This is a genomic window from Variovorax sp. HW608 (genome assembly GCF_900090195.1).
GTDB lineage: Bacteria > Pseudomonadota > Gammaproteobacteria > Burkholderiales > Burkholderiaceae_C > Variovorax.
In genome coordinates this window covers 3,342,283-3,359,403 of sequence record NZ_LT607803.1, presented here as the reverse complement: position 1 = coordinate 3,359,403, position 17,121 = coordinate 3,342,283, and the positions used below count along the sequence as shown (strand labels likewise).

Below are 17,121 nucleotides of genomic sequence, written 5' to 3'. Positions count from 1 at the left end.
ATGCAACGACGCACCGTCCTTCAAGCCGCCGGTCTGATGACCGTCCTCTCGCCCGCCTGGGCGCAGGAAAAATATCCGTCCAAGCCAATCACTTTCGTCTGCCCTTACGCGGCCGGCGGCGGTTCGGACCAGCGATCACGGCAGATTGCCCGCTTCATCTCCGCGGAGCTGGGGGTTCCGGTCATCGTCGAGAACAAGCCGGGTGCCGGCGGCAACATCGGCACCGACTTCATCGCCAAGGCCAAGCCGGACGGCTATGTCATCGGGATGGGGAATTTCGCCCCGCTCTCGGTGAACGAGGCGATGTTTCCCAAGCTTCCCTTCAACCCGGCCAAGGACCTGGTGCCGATCTGCCTGATCGAAAAGGGACCGCTGGCCCTCACGGTGCGTCCCGACTCGCCCTTCAAGAGCGTGAAGGACATCATCCAGGCGGCGAAAGCCCATCCCGGCAAACTGTCGTTCGCATCGGGGGGCCTGGGCGGATCTCACCATCTTTCGGGTGAACTGTTCAAGTCGACCGCGAAGATCTCGATGACCCACATCCCGTATCGAAGCGGGGCGCTCGCGACGACCGACCTGCTGGGCGGACAGGTCGACATGATGTTCGAGCAACTCTATTCCGCAGCGCCGAACATCCAGGCCGGGAAACTGCGGGCCCTGGCCATCACCAGCACCAAGCGCTCCCCTCTGTTCCCGGAGGTCCCGACGATGATCGAGGCCGGCGTGCCGGGCTTCGAAGTCGAGAACTGGCAGGGCCTGATCGCACCCGCAGGCACGCCGAAGGCCATCGTCACGCTGTTGAACGGCGTCGTGAACAAGGCGCTTCAGGATCCCGAGATCCGCAAGCAGATGCTCAGCCAGGGCAACGAGGTGATGGGCGGGACACCGGAGCAGTTCGCAGCCTACGTGGCTGCCGAAACCGCCAAGTGGAGCAAGCTCGTGAAGGCAGCCGGCATCAAGCCGGAGTAGGCTGGCCGGGATCTGATCGCGGGCGTCGCGCTTCGGCAACAGCGTGACTTCTCCGCGCGTTGCATGGTTCAGCGGCAACCGCTGGGGCCTGACCGGCAGGCGCGCCATGGGCGACAGCGGCCTGGATACGATCTTCAAGCTCGAGAGCGAGTTCGAGAGCCAGACCGGCTCCGACGACACGCCGGGCGTGACCTTCAATCGCCACGCCTGGGTCGGCGTGCAAAGCGATGCGTTCGGCAAACTCACGCTGGGTCGCCAGAACGCCATTGCCCGCGATCCGATCTCTTCGGACATCTACGGGGATCCATACGGCCCGGCTGCGCCGACCCTCGAAGAGGGCGGCTACACCAACAACAACAACTTCAAGCAGCTGGTCCTGGCCGGCTTCGCCACATCGGCCAACGTGGACGGCCGCACCAACCGCTCATACTCCGTCGGCGGCAACTACACCATCGGCCCTGTCAGGCTGAATGCCGGCTACTACCACTACACGGCGGAGCAAGGGCTGCTCGGCAGCCGGACCGACAATGCCTACACCGTCTCGGCCAAGCTCGCGCCCAAGGGCAGCAAGTTCGACTATCAGCTGGGCTACCAGAACATGAAGGCCGACAACGCGGCCGTCAACGCCGGCGGCAATGTCCTGAACGCGTTCTCGAACACCAGCCTGGCGACGGCGACGGCGACCGGCAGCCGTGGCACGGTCTACGGGTCGACCTTCTACCACTTCGACAACATCACCGAGGTCTACCTCGCCACCGACTACCTCAGGCTGAGGGATGGCTACAAGGTTGCCAACACCCACGGCTTCGGAAGCCAGTGGGAGTTCGGCGTCGGCCTGCGCACCCGGTTCTGATCGACGCGGCGCACAGGGCGGGGCGGCGCGCGCTATCGCGTGGCCCAGCCCCCGCCCAGCGTCTTGAACAGGGCGACCTGGTTCTGCAGTTTCGACTGGCGCGCCTGCGCGGTGGCCAGTTGCGCCATGTACAGCGAGCGCTGCGCGTCCAGCAGGTCGAGCCCGCTCGCGATGCCGTTGCGATAGCGCATGTCCGACAGCTTGAAGCGGATCTCTTCCGCGTTGGCCTGCGCGATCAGGGCCCGCAACTGTTCGTCGTAGGTCGCCTGCCCGGCGAGCGCATCGGCGACTTCGCGGAACGCAGTCTGGATCGCCTTCTCGTACTGCGCCACCGCGATGTCGCGCTCGACGTTCGCCGAGTCGAGCCCCGCGCGGTTGCGGCCCGCATCGAAGATCGGCAGCGTGATCGCCGGCGCGAAGCTCCAGGCCTTGGAGCCGCTCTTGAAGAGCCCCGAGAACTCGTTGCTCGCGGTGCCGATCGACGAGGTCAGCGTCACGCGCGGGAAGAACGCAGCCCGCGCCGCGCCGATGTTGGCATTGGCCGCAATCAGCTGCTGCTCGGCCGCGCGGATATCGGGCCGCTCGGTGAGCAGGTCCGAAGGCAGCCCCGCGGGCAGGTCCTGGATCGGCGTGAGCGCCTGCAGGCCGGCCGCGCTGCCGGCAAACGCCTCCGGCGGCACCGGCGCGCCGAGCAGCAGCGCGAGCGCGTTCTCGTCCTGCATGCGCAGGCGTTGCTGCGCCGCATAGGCAGCGCGCGCGGTCTCGGCCTGCGACTCGGCATTGCGATAGTCGATCTCCGAGGCCACGCCGTTGTCGAAGCGCAGCTTGGTGAGGCGGAGCGACTCGTCGCGCGTCTCCATCGTCTGGCGCGTGATCTCGAGGAACTCGTCGTCGCTCAGCACCGTGAGCCATCCGGTGGCGACCGCGCTCACGAGGCTGATCTGCGCCGCCTTGCGCGATTCCTCGGTGGCGAGGTATTGCGCGAGCGCCGCGTCCTTCAGGCTCGCGATGCGGCCGAAGAAATCGATCTCCCACGAGGTGAAGCCGACGCCGACCGTATCGACCTCCGACACATTGCCGATACCTGTCACCGAGGGCCGCTGCCGGGTCTGGGTCGCCGATGCATTGAGCGTCGGGAACAGCGCCGCGCGCTGGATCTGGAACTGCGCACGCGCATTCTCGATGTTGAGCACCGAGACGCGCAGGTCGCGGTTGTTGGCCAGCGCGATCTCGATCAGCTTCGCGAGGCGCGGATCGGTGAAGTAGTCCTGCCAGGCGATGGTCGCTGCCGGCGGCTGCTGCGCCGCCGGCGCGGCCGTGTTCGGGAAGGCCTGCGGCACCGGCAGCTCCGGACGCTGGTACTTGGGTGCCAGCGAGCACGCGCTCAGGAACAGGGCCGCGCCCGCCGCGACGGCGGCGAGGCGGATGCTGGGGGTGTTCTTCATGTTGCTTCCTCGATGCCTGCCGCCTCGGCGTGGCGCTTGTCTGCCAGGTGCTGGCGTTCGCTGCCCTTGAAGAGCGTGCGAACCACCACGAAGAACACCGGCACGAAGATCACGGCCAGCGCCGTGCCGGTCAGCATGCCGCCGAGCACGCCGGTGCCGATCGCGCGCTGGCTCGCCGAGCCCGCTCCGCTGGCCAGCGCCAGCGGCACCACGCCGAGGCCGAAGGCCAGCGAGGTCATGATGATCGGGCGGAACCGCAGGTGCGCCGCGGCCAGCGCCGACTCGATCACGCCCTTGCCCTGCGCCTGCAGGTCCTTCGCGAACTCGATGATCAGAATCGCGTTCTTCGCCGACAGGCCGATGATCGTGATCAGGCCCACCTGGAAGTACACGTCGTTCGAGAGGGATCGGATCAGCGTCGCCAGCAGCACGCCGAGCACGCCCAGCGGCACCACCATGATCACCGACAGCGGAATCGTCCAGCTCTCGTACAGCGCCGCCAGGCACAGGAACACCGCCAGGATCGCGAAGCCGTACAGGATGATGGCCTGCGAACCCGCGAGCTTTTCCTCGCGCGACTGGCCGGTCCATTCGAAGCCGAAGCCTGCCGGCAGCTGCGCCGCCATCTTCTCCATCTCGGCCATCGCGGCGCCCGAGCTGTAGCCCGGTGCGGCCGAGCCCGAGATGCGCGCCGCCGGATAGCCGTTGTAGCGCACCGTCTGCTGCGCGCCCGTGACCCAGCGCGTGCTCGCGAAGGCCGACAGCGGCACCGGCACGCCCTTGGTGTTGCTCGCGTTGAGCCGCAGCAGGTCTTCCGGCTGCATCCGGGCCGGCGCATCGGCCTGCACCACCACGCGCTGCAGGCGGCCCCGATTCGGGAAGTCGTTGACGTAGGACGAACCCAGCGCCGTCGACAGCGTCGTGTTGATCGCATCGAAGGTCACGCCCAGCGCGTTCGCCTTGTCGCGGTCGATGTCGATCTGCAGCTGCGGCGCGTCTTCGAGGCCGTCCGGCCGCACCTGCGTGAGCAGCGGGCTCTTGCTCGCCATGCCCAGCATCTGGTTGCGCGCGTTGATCAGCGCCTCGTGCCCCGCGCCCGAGCGGTCCTGCAGGCGGAAGCTGAAGCCGCTCGCGTTGCCGAGTTCAGGAATCGGCGGCGGGCTGAGCGGGTAGATGAAGGCATCGCGGATGCTGGAGAGCGCCCCGAAGGCGCGGCCCGCCACCGCATCGGCCGAGTGCTGCGGGTCCTTGCGCTGCTCCCAGTCCTTGAGCGTCACGAAGGCGAGGCCCGCGTTCTGCCCCTGGCCCGAGAAGCTGAAGCCCAGCACGGCGACCATGTTCTCCACTTCCGGCTGCTTGAGCACGTAGTCCTCGACGCTCCCCATCACCGACAGCATGCGCTCCTGGGTCGCGCCCGGCGGGAGCTGCACGTTCACGATGATGTAGCCCTGGTCTTCCTGCGGCAGGAAGGAGGTGGGCAGGCGGCTGTAGACGAGCGCCACCGCGCCGATGATCGCCGCGTAGATGATCAGATAGCGCGCCGCGCGCTTGAGGATGCGCGCCACCAGGCCTTCATAGCCCTTGGCCGTGCGCGTGAAGCCGCGGTTGAACCAGCCGAAGAAGCCGGTCTTCTCGTGGTGATGCCCCGCCTCGACGGGCTTGAGCAAGGTCGCGCACAGCGCCGGCGTGAGCGACAGCGCCATGAAGGCCGAGAAGCCGATCGACGCCACCATCACCGCCGAGAACTGGCGGTAGATGTTGCCGGTCGAGCCCGCGAAGAAGGCCAGCGGCACGAACACCGACACCAGCACCACCGTCACGCCGATGATCGCGCCCGAGATCTGCTTCATCGCCTTGCGCGCGGCTTCGAGCGGCGGAAGACCTTCCTCGCTCATGATCCGCTCGACGTTCTCGACCACCACGATCGCGTCGTCCACCACGATACCGATCACCAGCACCATGCCGAACATCGTCAGCACGTTGATCGAGAAGCCCAGCGCCAGCAGAATGGCGAAGGTGCCCAGCAGCGAGATCGGCACCACGATCGTCGGGATGATCGTGTAGCGCCAGTTCTGCAGGAACAGGAACATCACCAGGAACACCAGCGCGATCGCCTCGAACAGCGTCTTCACCACTTCCTTGATGGAGATGCTCACGAAGCGCGAGCTGTCGTAGGGAATGGTCCACTTCACGCCCTGCGGGAAGAACTTGGAGAGCTCGTCCATCTTGGCGCGGATCAGCTTGGCCGAGTCCAGCGCGTTGCCGCCCGGTGCGAGCTGCACGCCGATACCCACGGCGGACTGGCCGTTGAGGCGCGCCGACGTCGCATAGGCCTGGCCGCCCAGCTCGATGCGCGCCACGTCGCGCAGCCGCACCGACGAGCCGTCGGTATTCGCGCGCAGCACGATGTTGCGGAACTGCTCGACGTTCGAGAGCTGGCCGTTGACCACCACCGTGGCCGAGATCGCCTGCCCCGGCACGTTCGGCAGGTCGCCGATCACGCCCGACGACACCTGCGCGTTCTGCGCCTTGATCGCGTTGTTCACGTCGGCCGCCGACAGGTTGTAGCCCTGCAGCTTGGCCGGATCGATCCACACACGCATCGAGCGCTCGGTGCCGAACAGCTGCGCCTGGCCGACGCCGGAGATGCGCTGCAGTTCGGGCACCACGTTGCGCGAGGCGTAGTCGCCCAGCGCGATCGTGTCGTAGGCCGGGTTGTCCGACGAGAGCATCGTGAACAACAGGAAGTTGTTGCGCGACTTGTCGACGCGCACACCCTGCTGCGTCACCGCCGCGGGCAGGCGCGGCGTGGCGCGCGACAGCCGGTTCTGCACGTCCACCTGCGCGAGGTCGGGGTTGGTGCCGGTCTCGAAGGTGATCGTGATCGTGCCGGTGCCGTCCGCCTGCGCGACCGACTCCATGTAGATGAGGCCGGGCGAGCCGTTCATTTCGCGCTCGATCACCGACAGCACGCTGTCTTCCAGCGTCTGTGCCGACGCGCCGGGGTAGGCGGTGGTGACCACGATCGCGGGCGGCGCCACGGGCGGGTATTGCGAGATCGGGAGCTGCGTGATCGCCACGCTGCCCATCACGATGATGAACAGCGCGATCACCCACGCAAAGATCGGTCGATCGATAAAGAACTTGGCCATGCGGGCGGGCTCCTTACTCTTTCTTCTTCTTGTCGTCGGCAGGCGCCGGATCGGCTGCCGCGGCCGCCTGGGCAGCCGGCGACGCTGCGCCTGCGGGCTTCCACGGCACCGCCTTCACCGGCGTGCCGGGCGGCATCATCTGCATCTTCTGGAAGCCGTCGACCATCACCTTCTCGCCGGCCTTCAGGCCGTCGATCACCACCCACTGGTTGTCCTGCGCGGCGCTGATCTTGACGGTGCGTTTGTTGAGCTTGCCGTCATCGGCCACCACCGTGACCGTGTCGCCCTGCTGCGTGCGCGTCACCGCCTGCTGCGGCAGCGTGATCGCGTCGGAGGCCTGCGCCTGCTCCACGCGCACCCGCACGTACAGGCCCGGCAGCAGGTTCTTGTTCGGGTTCGGCACCTCGGCGCGCAGCGTGACCTGGCCGGTGGTCGAATCCACCGTCAGGTCGGAGAACAGCAGCCGGCCGGGCAGGGGGTATTCGCTGCCGTCTTCGAGCACCACGCGCACGCTGGCCGCGTTCGGGCCTTCGGCGCGCTTGAACTGGCCGGCCTCCATCTGGCGGCGCAGGCGCATCACGTCGGTGGCCGACTGCGTGAAGTTCACGTAGATCGGGTCGATCTGCTGGATCACCGCGAGCTGCGTCGTTTCGCCCTGGCCCACCAGTGCACCTTCGGTGACCAACGCGCGGCCGATGCGGCCCGAAATCGGCGCCGTCACCTGCGCGTAGCCCAGGTTGATCTTGGCCGTCGTCAGCGCCGCGCGGCTCACGCCCACGTCGGCCTCGGCCGTCTTCTGCGCGGCGACCGCGTTGTCGTATTCCTGCTTGCTGACCGCATTGGCCGCCACCAGCGGCTTGTAGCGCTCGGCCAGCGCCTTGGCCTGCACGGCATTCGCTTCGGCCCGCGTGAGGCTGGCTTCGGCGCTGCGCGCGGCGGCGGCATAGGGCGCCGGGTCGATGCGGAACAGCAGCTGGCCGGCCTTCACGTCGCTGCCTTCCTTGAAGACCCGCTCCATCATGATGCCGGCCGCACGGGCGCGCACCTCCGAGACGCGCGAGGCCTCCAGCCGTCCAGGCAGCTCGGTCACCAGGCCAACGCTGGTCGGCGTCGCGACCACCACGCCCACTTCAGGCGGCGGCGGTGCCGCACCGCCATGGCCGCCGGCTGCGGGGGCTTCGCCCTTGCCGCAGGCCGCGAGCGTCAGCAGCACGGCGGTGGCGGCGACAGCGCCCGCCAGGCGCGGCGAAAACAAAAAGGGGCGCGAAACATGCAGGTTGGGCATGCGAATCCTTTGTATCGAGGACGGGGGACAGCGCTGGTTCGCGCGCGGGCCTAAAGCAACACGGCGAAGTTGGCTATCCGGGAAAGGGCGCTAGTTTACATACATTCGTGCATGTATAGTGACAGCCTTTACGCGCGAGGGGCGATTTTAGAAACGGGAGCCAAAAATGGTGAGACGCACAAAGGAAGAAGCCCAGGAGACCCGCCAGCGCCTGCTCGACGCGGCCGAGGTGCTGTTCCAGTCGCAGGGCGTATCGCAGACCACGCTGCAGCAGATCGCCCAGCAGGCCGGTGCCACGCGCGGCGCCATCTACTGGCACTTCAAGGACAAGGCGGATCTCTTCAACGCCATGATGGACCGTGTCACGCTGCCGTTGGAGGCCGCCGTGCAACAGGTTGCAAAAGATGGTTCGATGGAGGGCGTCGAACGCATGATGGTCGAGGCCCTCCAGCTCGTGACCACCGACCCCCAGATGCGCCGCGTGTTCGAGGTCGCGACCCACAAGGTCGAATACACGCACGACATGCAGTCGGTGCACCGCCGCCACCTGGACGCGCGCAACGAATGCGTGGTCGACTTCGAGAAAGCCATGGTCGCCGAGGCCCGCCGCTCGCGCATCAAGCTGCCCATCCCGGCCGCCGACGCGGCCAGCGGCCTGCACGCGCTGATCGACGGGCTGATCAAGAACTGGCTGCTCGACCCCGAGGCCTTCGACCTCGTCGAGACCGGGCGCCGCACCTTCCGCGTCTACCTCGCGGGGCTGGGTTTCGGGAAGCCCGAGCCAAGCTGCGGCTGATAGGCGATAATGTCGGTCTTCCGACCACGTCGGAGCCCAGATCCTCGCTGTATTTCAACGGATAGAATTCGGCCCTCCGAAGGCTGAGATCCAGGTTCGATTCCTGGCGGCGGGACCAGATACATAAGGAATCCGGAAGAGTTTTGGCTCTTCCGGATTTTTTGTTTTGGGCGTGGCGTCTGACAGGACTTCGTCAGGCGCATGCATGATCTGCCGGAGACTGCGAGAAGTCTTTGGCTGGTTGGTGCCAGTTGACGGCGATACGCTTGTTCCACGGAACTCAAGATCTGAGCAACTATGGGATCGCCGGGGCTTACAACTGCACCCAAGGTCACAATGAACCGGGATTGCTCCTCCAGTCGTCGATCAGGTCCCCTTTGAGTCGGCGAAACTCCGCTTCGAGCGCTGTTTCCTCCGCGTGCTCCCACGGCTCCACGTTGGCCCCCCGACTCAGGTTTCAGAAGAATCAGTTCGTGCAGTGCGCCTTCTTCCGCCTTGTGCAGTTGGAACCTCTGCTGCACCAGTTTCAGCACCCGCTCCTGCGCCGTCTTGCCCACGGTCTGCAAGGTCGCCCCCCGGTCGTTATCCGCCTGCGGGGTCCGCTGTCTTCTTGGGCAGCTACGTTGCCCAGTGCTTCCGGGTCGCCGCGCCCATCGTCCCTCGCCCTTTCGTTCTCGTGGGTATCTGCTCCGGCCTCGGCTTCGTGTCCACCCTGATCGTCGAAGGATTGCCGACGGCCGGGTCTTGGGCACTGTCAGCGCTCCTTGGACCGCGGCGCCCGATTCGCATCGGCGAAGTCGATCATGTCGGCCATGTAGGCGCCGACCCCCTCGATCGTGCCCTTGTACTTCTCGGTGCCGGGCCCCTGCTTCGCAGAAACGAATTGGAGTACCCGCGTCTGTGCTTCGGCCAAACGGGTGCGGGTAGACGGATGAGATGAAGACTCGGGCGATGCGTAAGAGACGATCACCTGGGTCGTGACCGTCATCAGCAAACCGAAATACGAAATCGGGGAGGCTGCGAATCCCTCCTCGTCCGCATTGATGATGTCCATGGCGCATTTGTCGGCGTCGAGCTCAAGCTTGTGCCTGGCGATGGCTTGGCTAGCGACGGGTTGCTTAAGAATCGAATCGATCTTCGAGCCGTGGTCTAGACCGAAATGGCAGCGCTCGTGGAGGCTAAGAAAATTAAGTGCAACCAGGAACAAATTCTGTTCACGCTTCTTGAAGTCAGGATCGGCCAGCAGCCCGTCGTACCGCGATGCCTCCACGCCGCTCTCCAGCGCATCTTTTTGTACCTGCTGGATCGGGTTGATGCTGAGCTTGGCACCCTGAGTGATGAACTGCTGCATCAATCCCCGATGTAGGGCCATCTGGTCTTTCGGGTTGAGGGTCGCACCCGCGACAATTGCGCGCGATTGGCCCATCAGTAAGCCAATCATTTGAATACCAAACACGACTCCAGTGCCGTAGACGGACAAGGAATCGAAGGTGCCGGGGTTGTCACAAACAACGAACTTAAGCCCAACGTTTCGTTCAACAAAGGACTTCGGCAGTGCTCCGGTGGCCGCCAGGCGCTCGGACTTTTCCTTAAGCAGCCGCTGGTACTTTTCCTCAAAGACAGCGCTTACGATTGCATTGGCTTCCGGCTCGGTGTACTCACGTTTGCATAGAACCGAGCTAAGAGCTTATCCGTAAATTATGTTGACGTCGGCAGGCACTTTGCGGAAGGCGATGATGGCGGCGGCGAGATGGTTGAGCGCGACAAAGCTGCGCTCGAGTTTCTCGTAGCGCACGAGAAGCTTGCGGAAGCGGTTGAACCAGCTATGGCAGACCTCGACGACCCAGCGGCGGGCTTTCTTGTTCGGATCGCGATGCTTGATATCGGCTTCGGTGCGTCGACCAACGACGTGAGGGATGTAGCCGTGGTCCTCGATAGTGCGACGGTGCTCGGCTCCGCGGTAGCCCGCGTCGGCGCACAGATGCTTGTTTCGCCGATGTGGCGGATCCTTGCGCTTGACGACGATGGTGCTGAGCACATCGTCAAGGCGCTTGCAGTCATGGACGTTGGCCCCGGTCACGACGAGCGACAACGGGACGCCACGGCCGTCCACCAACAGGTGGCGCTTGCTGCCCTTTTTTCCCCCGATCCGTCGGGTTGCGGCCGACGGCTTGCTGTGCCAGCGGCGCCTTCATCATCGCGCCGTCCACACTCTGCCAGCGCCAGGCAATGCCCTGCATCTGGTCGTACTCGGCCAAGCCCGCCTTCCACAGAGCTTCGAAGAATCCCGCGGCTTCCCACTCAAGGAATCGCTTGTGGATGGCGCTCGCGCTGCCGAAGCGCTCCTTGGGCAGCGCCTTCCACTGGCAGCCCGTGCGCAGCACGTAGACGATTGCCTCGAACACCAGTCGAGCCGGCTTGGCTGGTCGACCGGCCCCTGGCTTGCGCACGTAGACCTTGTCTGCCGCCGAGCGCGCGGGAATCAGCGGCTCCACCCGCTGCCAGAACTCATCGGTCACCACCCACGACTCAACACGTTTCGCCAAGATTTCAATCCAGCGCCGCGCCCAATGCGGCTCGGATCGACAGTTTACCTAATTACGGATAAGTTCTAAATCCACTTGCTGCGTAAGCCGGCATCGCAACGGCCATGATGGTCGCACAAAGCAGTCCGCCGTTCAGCGCATTTTGTAGGTTCATTTCGGGCCTTCTTTCTGACCCTGAAGGTCCGGCGTGACGGCGAGGAAGAGTTCGGGCGACGCGCTGAGAACGGCCAGTTCGGGAGTCTTCAGGTACGCGGCGTACGGCGCCGGGTTCGACGTGCGAAGCTTTCGGTAGACCGCAAGCGTGTCGGCGTGCCCGGTGCCGGCCAGCTTGTTCGTCAGGCACACCTCGTAGGTTTCACCCTGGAGGATTTCGGACTGGCACCTCTCGATGAGTTCCCGGTACTTCACAAGATCGACCTGCCACTTCATTTCGCCGAGCCAGGCGGTGCGGGCGCCGGCATCGTTCAGCACGCCGGGACCGGGTGTCGAGATTCGCTCCTCCATGTCACGCATCCACGCGCGATTTCCATCCGAGAGCTCTCTGCCGTCGAGACAGACGATCCATATCTGCTGTTCGGCGTGGTCGAAGGCGATGAACCGGTCCGCCAGCATCCACATGGCATCGGGTGTGGGCGCATCCTGGGCATGCTCGCCGTCCAGTTCGCCCTTGAGCTCATAGCCGAAATAGCCGACGTACCCGGCCGCGAAATCGAACGGAAGCGGCGGCCCTCCCGGAGGGCGCTTCGGAATGCGCTCTTCGATGTAGTCGAAGATGCTTTGCGTCCGAACCTCGATGCCTGCGCGTCGGTGGATCTCGAGCTGGCGCGTCCGCGACCTGTAGGTGATGCGTTCGCTGTTCGGACTGCTCGCATCGCCCATGTACGAGAAGCGCGCACCGCTGGCGTCGACAAGGCTGCTGTCCAGCCAGAACGCCTCGCTGCTGTCCGAGAACAGTTGCTTGAAGGCGACTTCAGGGTCGGGATATGCGTCGAGGCACCTTGCATGAATCGACTGGGCGCTTTCCTGGCGGAGCCTTGGCCGGCTTCGAATGGGGGCCAGGAGCTCGTGCGCGATGCGGCCGTCGCGCCATTCCTCGGTGAGCTCCCTGAAATTGCGCAGGAGCCGGGCTCCGTATTCGGTGCAGATCGACTCCGGATGGAACTGCACGCCCCACCAGGGCTTGCTGGCATGGCGCAGCGCCATCAACGTCCCGTCCGAGGTCCAGGCCAATGGTTGCAGCGTCGGCGGAAGATCGGTCACGGCGAGCGAGTGGTACCTCACCGCTTCGAACGGGTCGGGAATGCCCCGGAATAGATCGCTCCCGCAATGTGTGATGCGGTCGAGACGACCATGCATGGGACGAACGGCAAGCCCGACCGTGGCACCGCAGAAGTGTGCGATCGCCTGATGGCCGAGGCACACGCCGAGCACCGGGACGCGCGCGTGGCGCAGCGCGTCGGCAGACACGCCGAGATCGCTCGGGCGTTGCGGTCGGCCGGGCCCCGGCGAGATGACGATGTTGTCGAAGCCCAGGTCCTCCAGTTCGGCCCAGCTCATCTCGTCGTTCCTGACCACCGTTGGCGGCTGAGCGTTGCTCGCGGCCAGGTACTGGTAGAGGTTGTAGGTGAACGAGTCGTAGTTGTCGATCAACAGCGTGCGCATCTGGAACCCCCTGCATCGTGAGAGGTGGATGCTGGGGGAGCCTGGGAGGCGGGACAACTATCAAAGCGGGTAGGGGGACGGGCTTGCGGCTGGTGCCGGTGTGCGATAGGCGCCCGAATTTGCGCAGCAGCAGCTGCACAGTTGCCGTGGATCGGTCTTCGCTTTTTCATCGACACTCAAGACCCGCTTGCGCGACCAGCTTTGCTGCACGGTCTGTTCGGCGTACCAGGCGCGATCTGCGGCCGAATCCAACTGGGTCAGCAGGGTGACGATGTGGAACCACGGCAATTGGTCAGCAGGCTGCTGACCAAATTGGCCATCAGGGCAATGCTGGGCAAGGCGTTCGTGCCCGCGGGCCGGGGGCTCGTGGTCGAGCGCGACGGCGCCGTTGCGGGCTATCGCTACGAGCTGCTGGGCCACCTGCTCACGGGCAATTCCTTCGTCGAGCCCTACCGGGTCACGCTCTCCGACGAAGCCGGGCCCCATGCCGTGTTCCAGCATCCGGGGCTCAAGTTCATCCATCTGCTGTCGGGGGCAGTCCGGTATCGCTACGCAAGCCGCGCCATGGACCTCAAGCCCGGCGACTCCCTGTTGTTCGAGGCGACGGCGCTGCACGGCATCGAGCGGATTGCCGAGCGGCCGGTGTCCTACCTGTCGGGGACCGTATACCGTTGCTCGGGGTGGTTCTCCATTTCGGGAATGGTGTAGGCAAGCCGTCCCTCTGCGACCATCGGGGAGAGGTGATTCCGCACGAGCTTCTTGGCGTCTTGGCGCTCAAGCGCCGCGGCGAGCTCGCGGGAGCTCAACGGGCGCCATCGGCACAGGGCTTCAACGAGTCGGCGCACCTCTTCCTGGCGAGGTTTGGCGCCCGCGGCCTTGATTTGGGCCTGTATGGGCGCCGGAATGGGCACCAGGGGCTGGTGCCCATCGCCAGGAGGGGTGGTGCCCAAATCCCTGTGGGGCACCACCTCGGCGGCAGGGGGAGCCGCAATGGCCTCGAAAGCAGACCCAGGAAGGTAATAGGTCCGGCTGCCGCTGCCCTTCATGGTCAGGAGGTCCAGATCGCGCAGTCGCCGCAAATGGGTCGATGCGTTGAGTGTGTCCGTCCGGTTGATCGAGCGGTAGGCCGCATTGTCGATGGCTCCCAGCTCGCGGACGAAGACCAGGGCTCGCGCTTCCTCGTCGCTCAAAGGCTCCGGCGTCAGGCGTCGCAACCAGGAGAGGTCATCCTTGCCGAGGAAGTGGTGGAACAGAAAGGTGGCCACGAACTGGTCGGGCCGGCGGGTGGACTCGAAGGTCGGTGGCAGCAGGTCATGCTGGATCATCAGCTCCCGCATGGCGCGGATGCCGCTGCCTTTGGTTTCGGCCACATTGACCTCGTGCAGTACGGCCGCGATGCGAGGGTTGCGCGTCTCGCTACCGGGCTCGCCGAGCTGTTCTTCCGCCTTGATGGAATGCCCCGGGTTGCGGACTTCGAGCCGGTTGGCGTATCGGATGACTTGGATCGCGCCATGGATGCGGTAACTGCGGTGCATGACCGCGTTGACGATGGCCTCGCGGATGACCCGCAAGGGCAGGGTCGGTTCGTCCTCCCGCTCAAGCGCGCCTTCCGGGAGCGAGAAGCTTTGGAGAAGTTCGTCGCGAACGGCATTGGTTGCGCGCCGGATGGCGGTCAGCAGCGGTGCTCGTATTTCCATGGTGTCGAACCGGTGCGCAGGGTCTTCCACCCACTGACGGCCGGGCACCCGGATGTAGTCGATGCGCATCATGGGAAAGCAGCGCCGCAGCGACTGGGGCGTGCCGAAGAGCAGTAGGCCTGCGACCGTGGGCTTGAGCTCGCCTCCTTGCCGCACGACCGCCCCAAGTGAGCGCAGCAGATCCTGATCGTTCCAGGTGAGCTCTTCGGCGCTGGGATTGATTCTCTGACGTTGCCGGCGGTAGTCCTCGATAGCGGCTGGATCAGTGTCTTCGAGGTCTGTGTCCGCCAGAACCGCGCCGTCGAAGGTGTCGGTCTGGTGTCCGGCGTAGAGGGTGATGAGGTCGTCTTCGCTGCCTTCCTGATCGGTCGAGCCCACACGCCGAAAGGCACCCCTGGGGTCCCAGTTTGCTGAGGTAGATCGGCTTGTCGGTCGGTGCTGCCTCCGGCACGTAGACGACGATCACGGTCTTTCCCTGAATCGACTCCACTGATACGCGTAGCCGCAGCGGCCGATTGAAAACGCTGGCGCATTGGCTTGCCAGATCCGACTGAAGCTTGTCGGGGTTGCTCACCCCGACCACGTCGTACGCTGTGCCGAACATGTCGTCCAGGTCGCGCAGATCAGCGTGCGCACCACATGCATTTCCCACGTTGGACGCGGTGCGGCCTACCCGTTCGGGTAGTGCCGCGAGGCGGGGCGCTCCGGTGCAATGCCGGGTCGCGCAGGGGGAGGGGATGAGATGGAGATCATCACAGGCACGGCCGATAGCCTGCCCGCGGGGGTGCACACGGCCCTGGCCCGCTACCGTCATCGGGTCTTCGTCGAGATGCTGGGCTGGAGGCTCGCGTCGCGCGACGGCATGGAGCTCGATCAGTTCGACCGCCCCGATACCCTCTATGTCGTCGCACGTCGGCACCATGGCGAAATCATGGGCATGGCCCGCCTGCTGGCCACCGATCGACCTTACTTGCTGGGCGAGATCTTTCCGCAACTGCTCGGCGAAGTGCCGCCTCCCCGCACGCCCGCCGTGTGGGAGCTTTCGCGGTTCGCGGCCGTCGATTTCGCCGCTGGCCGTCGAGCGGATTCTGCGGAACGTGGGAATCAGTGCCCATCGCGCCGGTCCTCCGGTCGTGGTGGACGGTGCCCCTTTGATTGCGTGCTGGATCGAGGTGTGCCGATGATCTGCGTTTCGTCGTGCGGCACCAAAGCTTGTCGAGTGCGACACCAATTCCTGGGCACCGACCGGATAGCGCTCGTATCGGATCGGGAGGGGAGTGCGTAAGCTTCGGCAGTCGACGGGTCGCCGCTCGAGCCTGTGAGACGCGTAGGCCTGGTCGCCAAGATGGCAGCTCGCGCCTAAGACTTCCGCACCCGGGCCATGAGCCGACACTCATTGCCGCCCCCCCAACGAGGGGTCGGCAGCAACGCTGCTTGATCGCTTGGCGGCAAGCGGCGCGCGTGTAGGATGCCCCGATTCGCAAGAATAGAGCGCTCGATCATGAACTGTGCTCGCCGCCAACTCCTGTTGCTAATGGGCGCCGCTTACTGCGGTTGGGTGCAGGCCCAGGCGGGAGTTCGCGTCATCGGTGTTCTTGGCAACTCGCGGGACGATCCAGCAACGCAGGCGCTCGTGACTGCCATGGAGAAGCTGGGCTGGAACGAGGGTCGGAATGTCCGCTACGACTGTAGGCCGGGAAGCGACGATTACGAACGGCTTGGCGACGTTGCCCGCGCACTTCTTGCAGCCAAGGCAGAGGTTATCGTAGTGACAGCGGGTGTCACTGCCGCGCTGGCGGCGCGCCGGGCCACCGAAACTACACCCATCTTCGCTCTGGGTGTTGCAGACCCGGTGCGATTTGGCTTGGTCCGGAGTCTGGCCAATCCGGGCGCAAACGTGACAGGAATCGTGGCAACGACTCCGGCTTGGGGTAAGTATCTGGAGCTCGCCCGCGAGGCACTGCCGCGCGCCACACGACTCGCGCTCTTTGCCAACCCCGCCAATGTCGGCTTTGACGACTACGTGGCCCAAAACGAAGTGGCGGCCAAAGCCCTGGGGCTGCAACTCAAGGTACTTCGGGTTGCGGAAGAACCCCAACTCGACAGCGCCTTCGATACCTTGAATCGCGAGCGCGTGGACGTACTAGTTTTCGGGCCCGACCGGATCTTCATCCGTCATTTGGGCAAGCTGCTGAAACGCGCAGAGGAGCAGCAGTTGCCGGTGGTGGGACCGACCCGACAAGCTGCTCTGGCGGGCGCGCTGCTGTCCTACAGTCTCGACCCACGGGAAGTTTACGAGCGCAGTGCGGCATTACTCGACCGGATCTTGCGAGGCTCAAGGCCTGCCGACATTGCCTTTGAGCAACCCACTCGATACCTCCTCGTGGTCAATCTAGAAGCGGCGCGGCGCTTGGGCATCATCGTTCCGTCATCACTCATGCTTCGTGCCGACGAGGTGCTGCGATAGCCGGATGATCTGGCAGCGTTTGCGAGCTCCCGCTTTGATTTGGTGAGATGCCCGCTCAGCGCACGCTAGCCTTCCAGGTTATGACCCAGTCCGGCCATGAGCAGACCTTCGTCAACCTGATGCTAGAACCAATCTTGATGGTGCTCGCCGTAGCGGGCCTTTTCCTTTCATACTTTGTTGGGGGCATGCTGTATAGGCGCGGGAGGCGAATTCCAGCCATCGTCTCGCCTCTGTTCATTTTTCTCCCTA

The 17,121-nt window shown here is 65.0% G+C and carries 12 protein-coding genes, 1 tRNA gene and 2 pseudogenes; 7 read left to right on the top strand and 8 right to left on the bottom strand.

Features of this window, described 5'->3' with window-relative positions; all coding sequences use genetic code 11:
* Entirely contained in the window at positions 1–969 is a 969-nt protein-coding gene (locus VAR608DRAFT_RS15705) for a Bug family tripartite tricarboxylate transporter substrate binding protein (RefSeq protein WP_088954898.1), read from the top strand.
* A gap of 16 nt (positions 970–985) precedes the next feature.
* A pseudogene (locus VAR608DRAFT_RS15700) lies at positions 986–1,822 on the top strand (porin); the annotation flags it as partial.
* Positions 1,823–1,854: 32 nt separating this feature from the next.
* Here the strand turns inward: VAR608DRAFT_RS15700 and VAR608DRAFT_RS15695 are convergent.
* The 3 genes from VAR608DRAFT_RS15695 to VAR608DRAFT_RS15685 are packed head-to-tail and all read right to left on the bottom strand — an operon-like array spanning position 1,855 to position 7,704.
* Entirely contained in the window at positions 1,855–3,267 is a 1,413-nt protein-coding gene (locus VAR608DRAFT_RS15695) for an efflux transporter outer membrane subunit (protein WP_088954896.1), read from the bottom strand.
* Positions 3,264–6,419: an efflux RND transporter permease subunit gene (locus VAR608DRAFT_RS15690; protein WP_088954895.1), complete on the bottom strand. Its 3,156-nt coding sequence runs from the start codon at positions 6,417–6,419 to the stop codon at positions 3,264–3,266. The genes VAR608DRAFT_RS15695 and VAR608DRAFT_RS15690 overlap by 4 nt, the downstream gene beginning before the upstream one ends.
* Positions 6,420–6,432: 13 nt before the next feature.
* Positions 6,433–7,704 (bottom strand): efflux RND transporter periplasmic adaptor subunit, encoded by a 1,272-nt coding sequence (locus VAR608DRAFT_RS15685; RefSeq protein ID WP_088954894.1) that lies wholly within the window; start codon positions 7,702–7,704, stop codon positions 6,433–6,435.
* A gap of 166 nt (positions 7,705–7,870) precedes the next feature.
* On the opposite strand from VAR608DRAFT_RS15685, the gene VAR608DRAFT_RS15680 reads away from it, so the two are divergent.
* On the top strand, positions 7,871–8,500 hold the full coding sequence (locus VAR608DRAFT_RS15680) for a TetR family transcriptional regulator (RefSeq protein WP_088954893.1): 630 nt from the start codon (positions 7,871–7,873) through the stop codon (positions 8,498–8,500).
* A gap of 43 nt (positions 8,501–8,543) precedes the next feature.
* Positions 8,544–8,618, top strand: a tRNA-Arg gene (locus VAR608DRAFT_RS15675).
* Between the two features lie 636 nt (positions 8,619–9,254).
* Here the strand turns inward: VAR608DRAFT_RS15675 and VAR608DRAFT_RS15670 are convergent.
* From VAR608DRAFT_RS15670 to VAR608DRAFT_RS38005, 4 genes and pseudogenes are all read right to left on the bottom strand, one after another.
* Entirely contained in the window at positions 9,255–9,980 is a 726-nt protein-coding gene (locus tag VAR608DRAFT_RS15670) for a hypothetical protein (protein ID WP_157730999.1), read from the bottom strand.
* A 207-nt stretch (positions 9,981–10,187) separates the two neighbouring features.
* Positions 10,188–10,995 (bottom strand): annotated as a pseudogene (locus VAR608DRAFT_RS15665) (IS5 family transposase).
* A 201-nt stretch (positions 10,996–11,196) separates the two neighbouring features.
* Positions 11,197–12,708, bottom strand: coding sequence for a glutamine amidotransferase-related protein (locus tag VAR608DRAFT_RS15660; RefSeq protein WP_088954890.1), 1,512 nt, complete (start codon positions 12,706–12,708; stop codon positions 11,197–11,199).
* Positions 12,709–12,768: 60 nt separating this feature from the next.
* On the bottom strand, positions 12,769–12,996 hold the full coding sequence (locus VAR608DRAFT_RS38005) for a hypothetical protein (protein ID WP_231973532.1): 228 nt from the start codon (positions 12,994–12,996) through the stop codon (positions 12,769–12,771).
* On the opposite strand from VAR608DRAFT_RS38005, the gene VAR608DRAFT_RS15650 reads away from it, so the two are divergent.
* Entirely contained in the window at positions 12,910–13,416 is a 507-nt protein-coding gene (locus tag VAR608DRAFT_RS15650; RefSeq protein ID WP_231973531.1) for a cupin domain-containing protein, read from the top strand. The genes VAR608DRAFT_RS38005 and VAR608DRAFT_RS15650 overlap by 87 nt on opposite strands.
* On the opposite strand, the gene VAR608DRAFT_RS15645 is transcribed toward VAR608DRAFT_RS15650, so the two are convergent.
* Complete coding sequence (locus VAR608DRAFT_RS15645) at positions 13,356–14,783, bottom strand: ATP-binding protein (protein WP_088954889.1); 1,428 nt, start codon at positions 14,781–14,783, stop codon at positions 13,356–13,358. The two genes, VAR608DRAFT_RS15650 and VAR608DRAFT_RS15645, sit on opposite strands and share 61 nt — an antisense overlap.
* A gap of 364 nt (positions 14,784–15,147) precedes the next feature.
* Between VAR608DRAFT_RS15645 and VAR608DRAFT_RS15640 the strand changes: the two genes are divergently transcribed.
* Together VAR608DRAFT_RS15640 and VAR608DRAFT_RS15635 are read left to right on the top strand one after the other, a co-directional pair.
* Complete coding sequence (locus tag VAR608DRAFT_RS15640) at positions 15,148–15,690, top strand: acyl-homoserine-lactone synthase (RefSeq protein WP_269458559.1); 543 nt, start codon at positions 15,148–15,150, stop codon at positions 15,688–15,690.
* Between the two features lie 216 nt (positions 15,691–15,906).
* Entirely contained in the window at positions 15,907–16,872 is a 966-nt protein-coding gene (locus VAR608DRAFT_RS15635) for an ABC transporter substrate-binding protein (RefSeq protein ID WP_157730997.1), read from the top strand.
* Positions 16,873–17,121 lie beyond the last annotated feature (249 nt).

Bases quoted from the DNA above. Each gene is read 5' to 3' on its own strand.
- VAR608DRAFT_RS15680 (WP_088954893.1), top strand. From the start codon at position 7,871: ATGGTGAGACGCACAAAGGAAGAAGCCCAGGAGACCCGCCAGCGCCTG.
- VAR608DRAFT_RS15695 (WP_088954896.1), bottom strand. From the start codon at position 3,267: ATGAAGAACACCCCCAGCATCCGCCTCGCCGCCGTCGCGGCGGGCGCG.
- VAR608DRAFT_RS15705 (WP_088954898.1), top strand. From the start codon at position 1: ATGCAACGACGCACCGTCCTTCAAGCCGCCGGTCTGATGACCGTCCTC.
- VAR608DRAFT_RS15640 (WP_269458559.1), top strand. From the start codon at position 15,148: ATGGAGATCATCACAGGCACGGCCGATAGCCTGCCCGCGGGGGTGCAC.
- VAR608DRAFT_RS15635 (WP_157730997.1), top strand. From the start codon at position 15,907: ATGAACTGTGCTCGCCGCCAACTCCTGTTGCTAATGGGCGCCGCTTAC.
- VAR608DRAFT_RS15690 (WP_088954895.1), bottom strand. From the start codon at position 6,419: ATGGCCAAGTTCTTTATCGATCGACCGATCTTTGCGTGGGTGATCGCG.
- VAR608DRAFT_RS15685 (WP_088954894.1), bottom strand. From the start codon at position 7,704: ATGCCCAACCTGCATGTTTCGCGCCCCTTTTTGTTTTCGCCGCGCCTG.
- VAR608DRAFT_RS15660 (WP_088954890.1), bottom strand. From the start codon at position 12,708: ATGCGCACGCTGTTGATCGACAACTACGACTCGTTCACCTACAACCTC.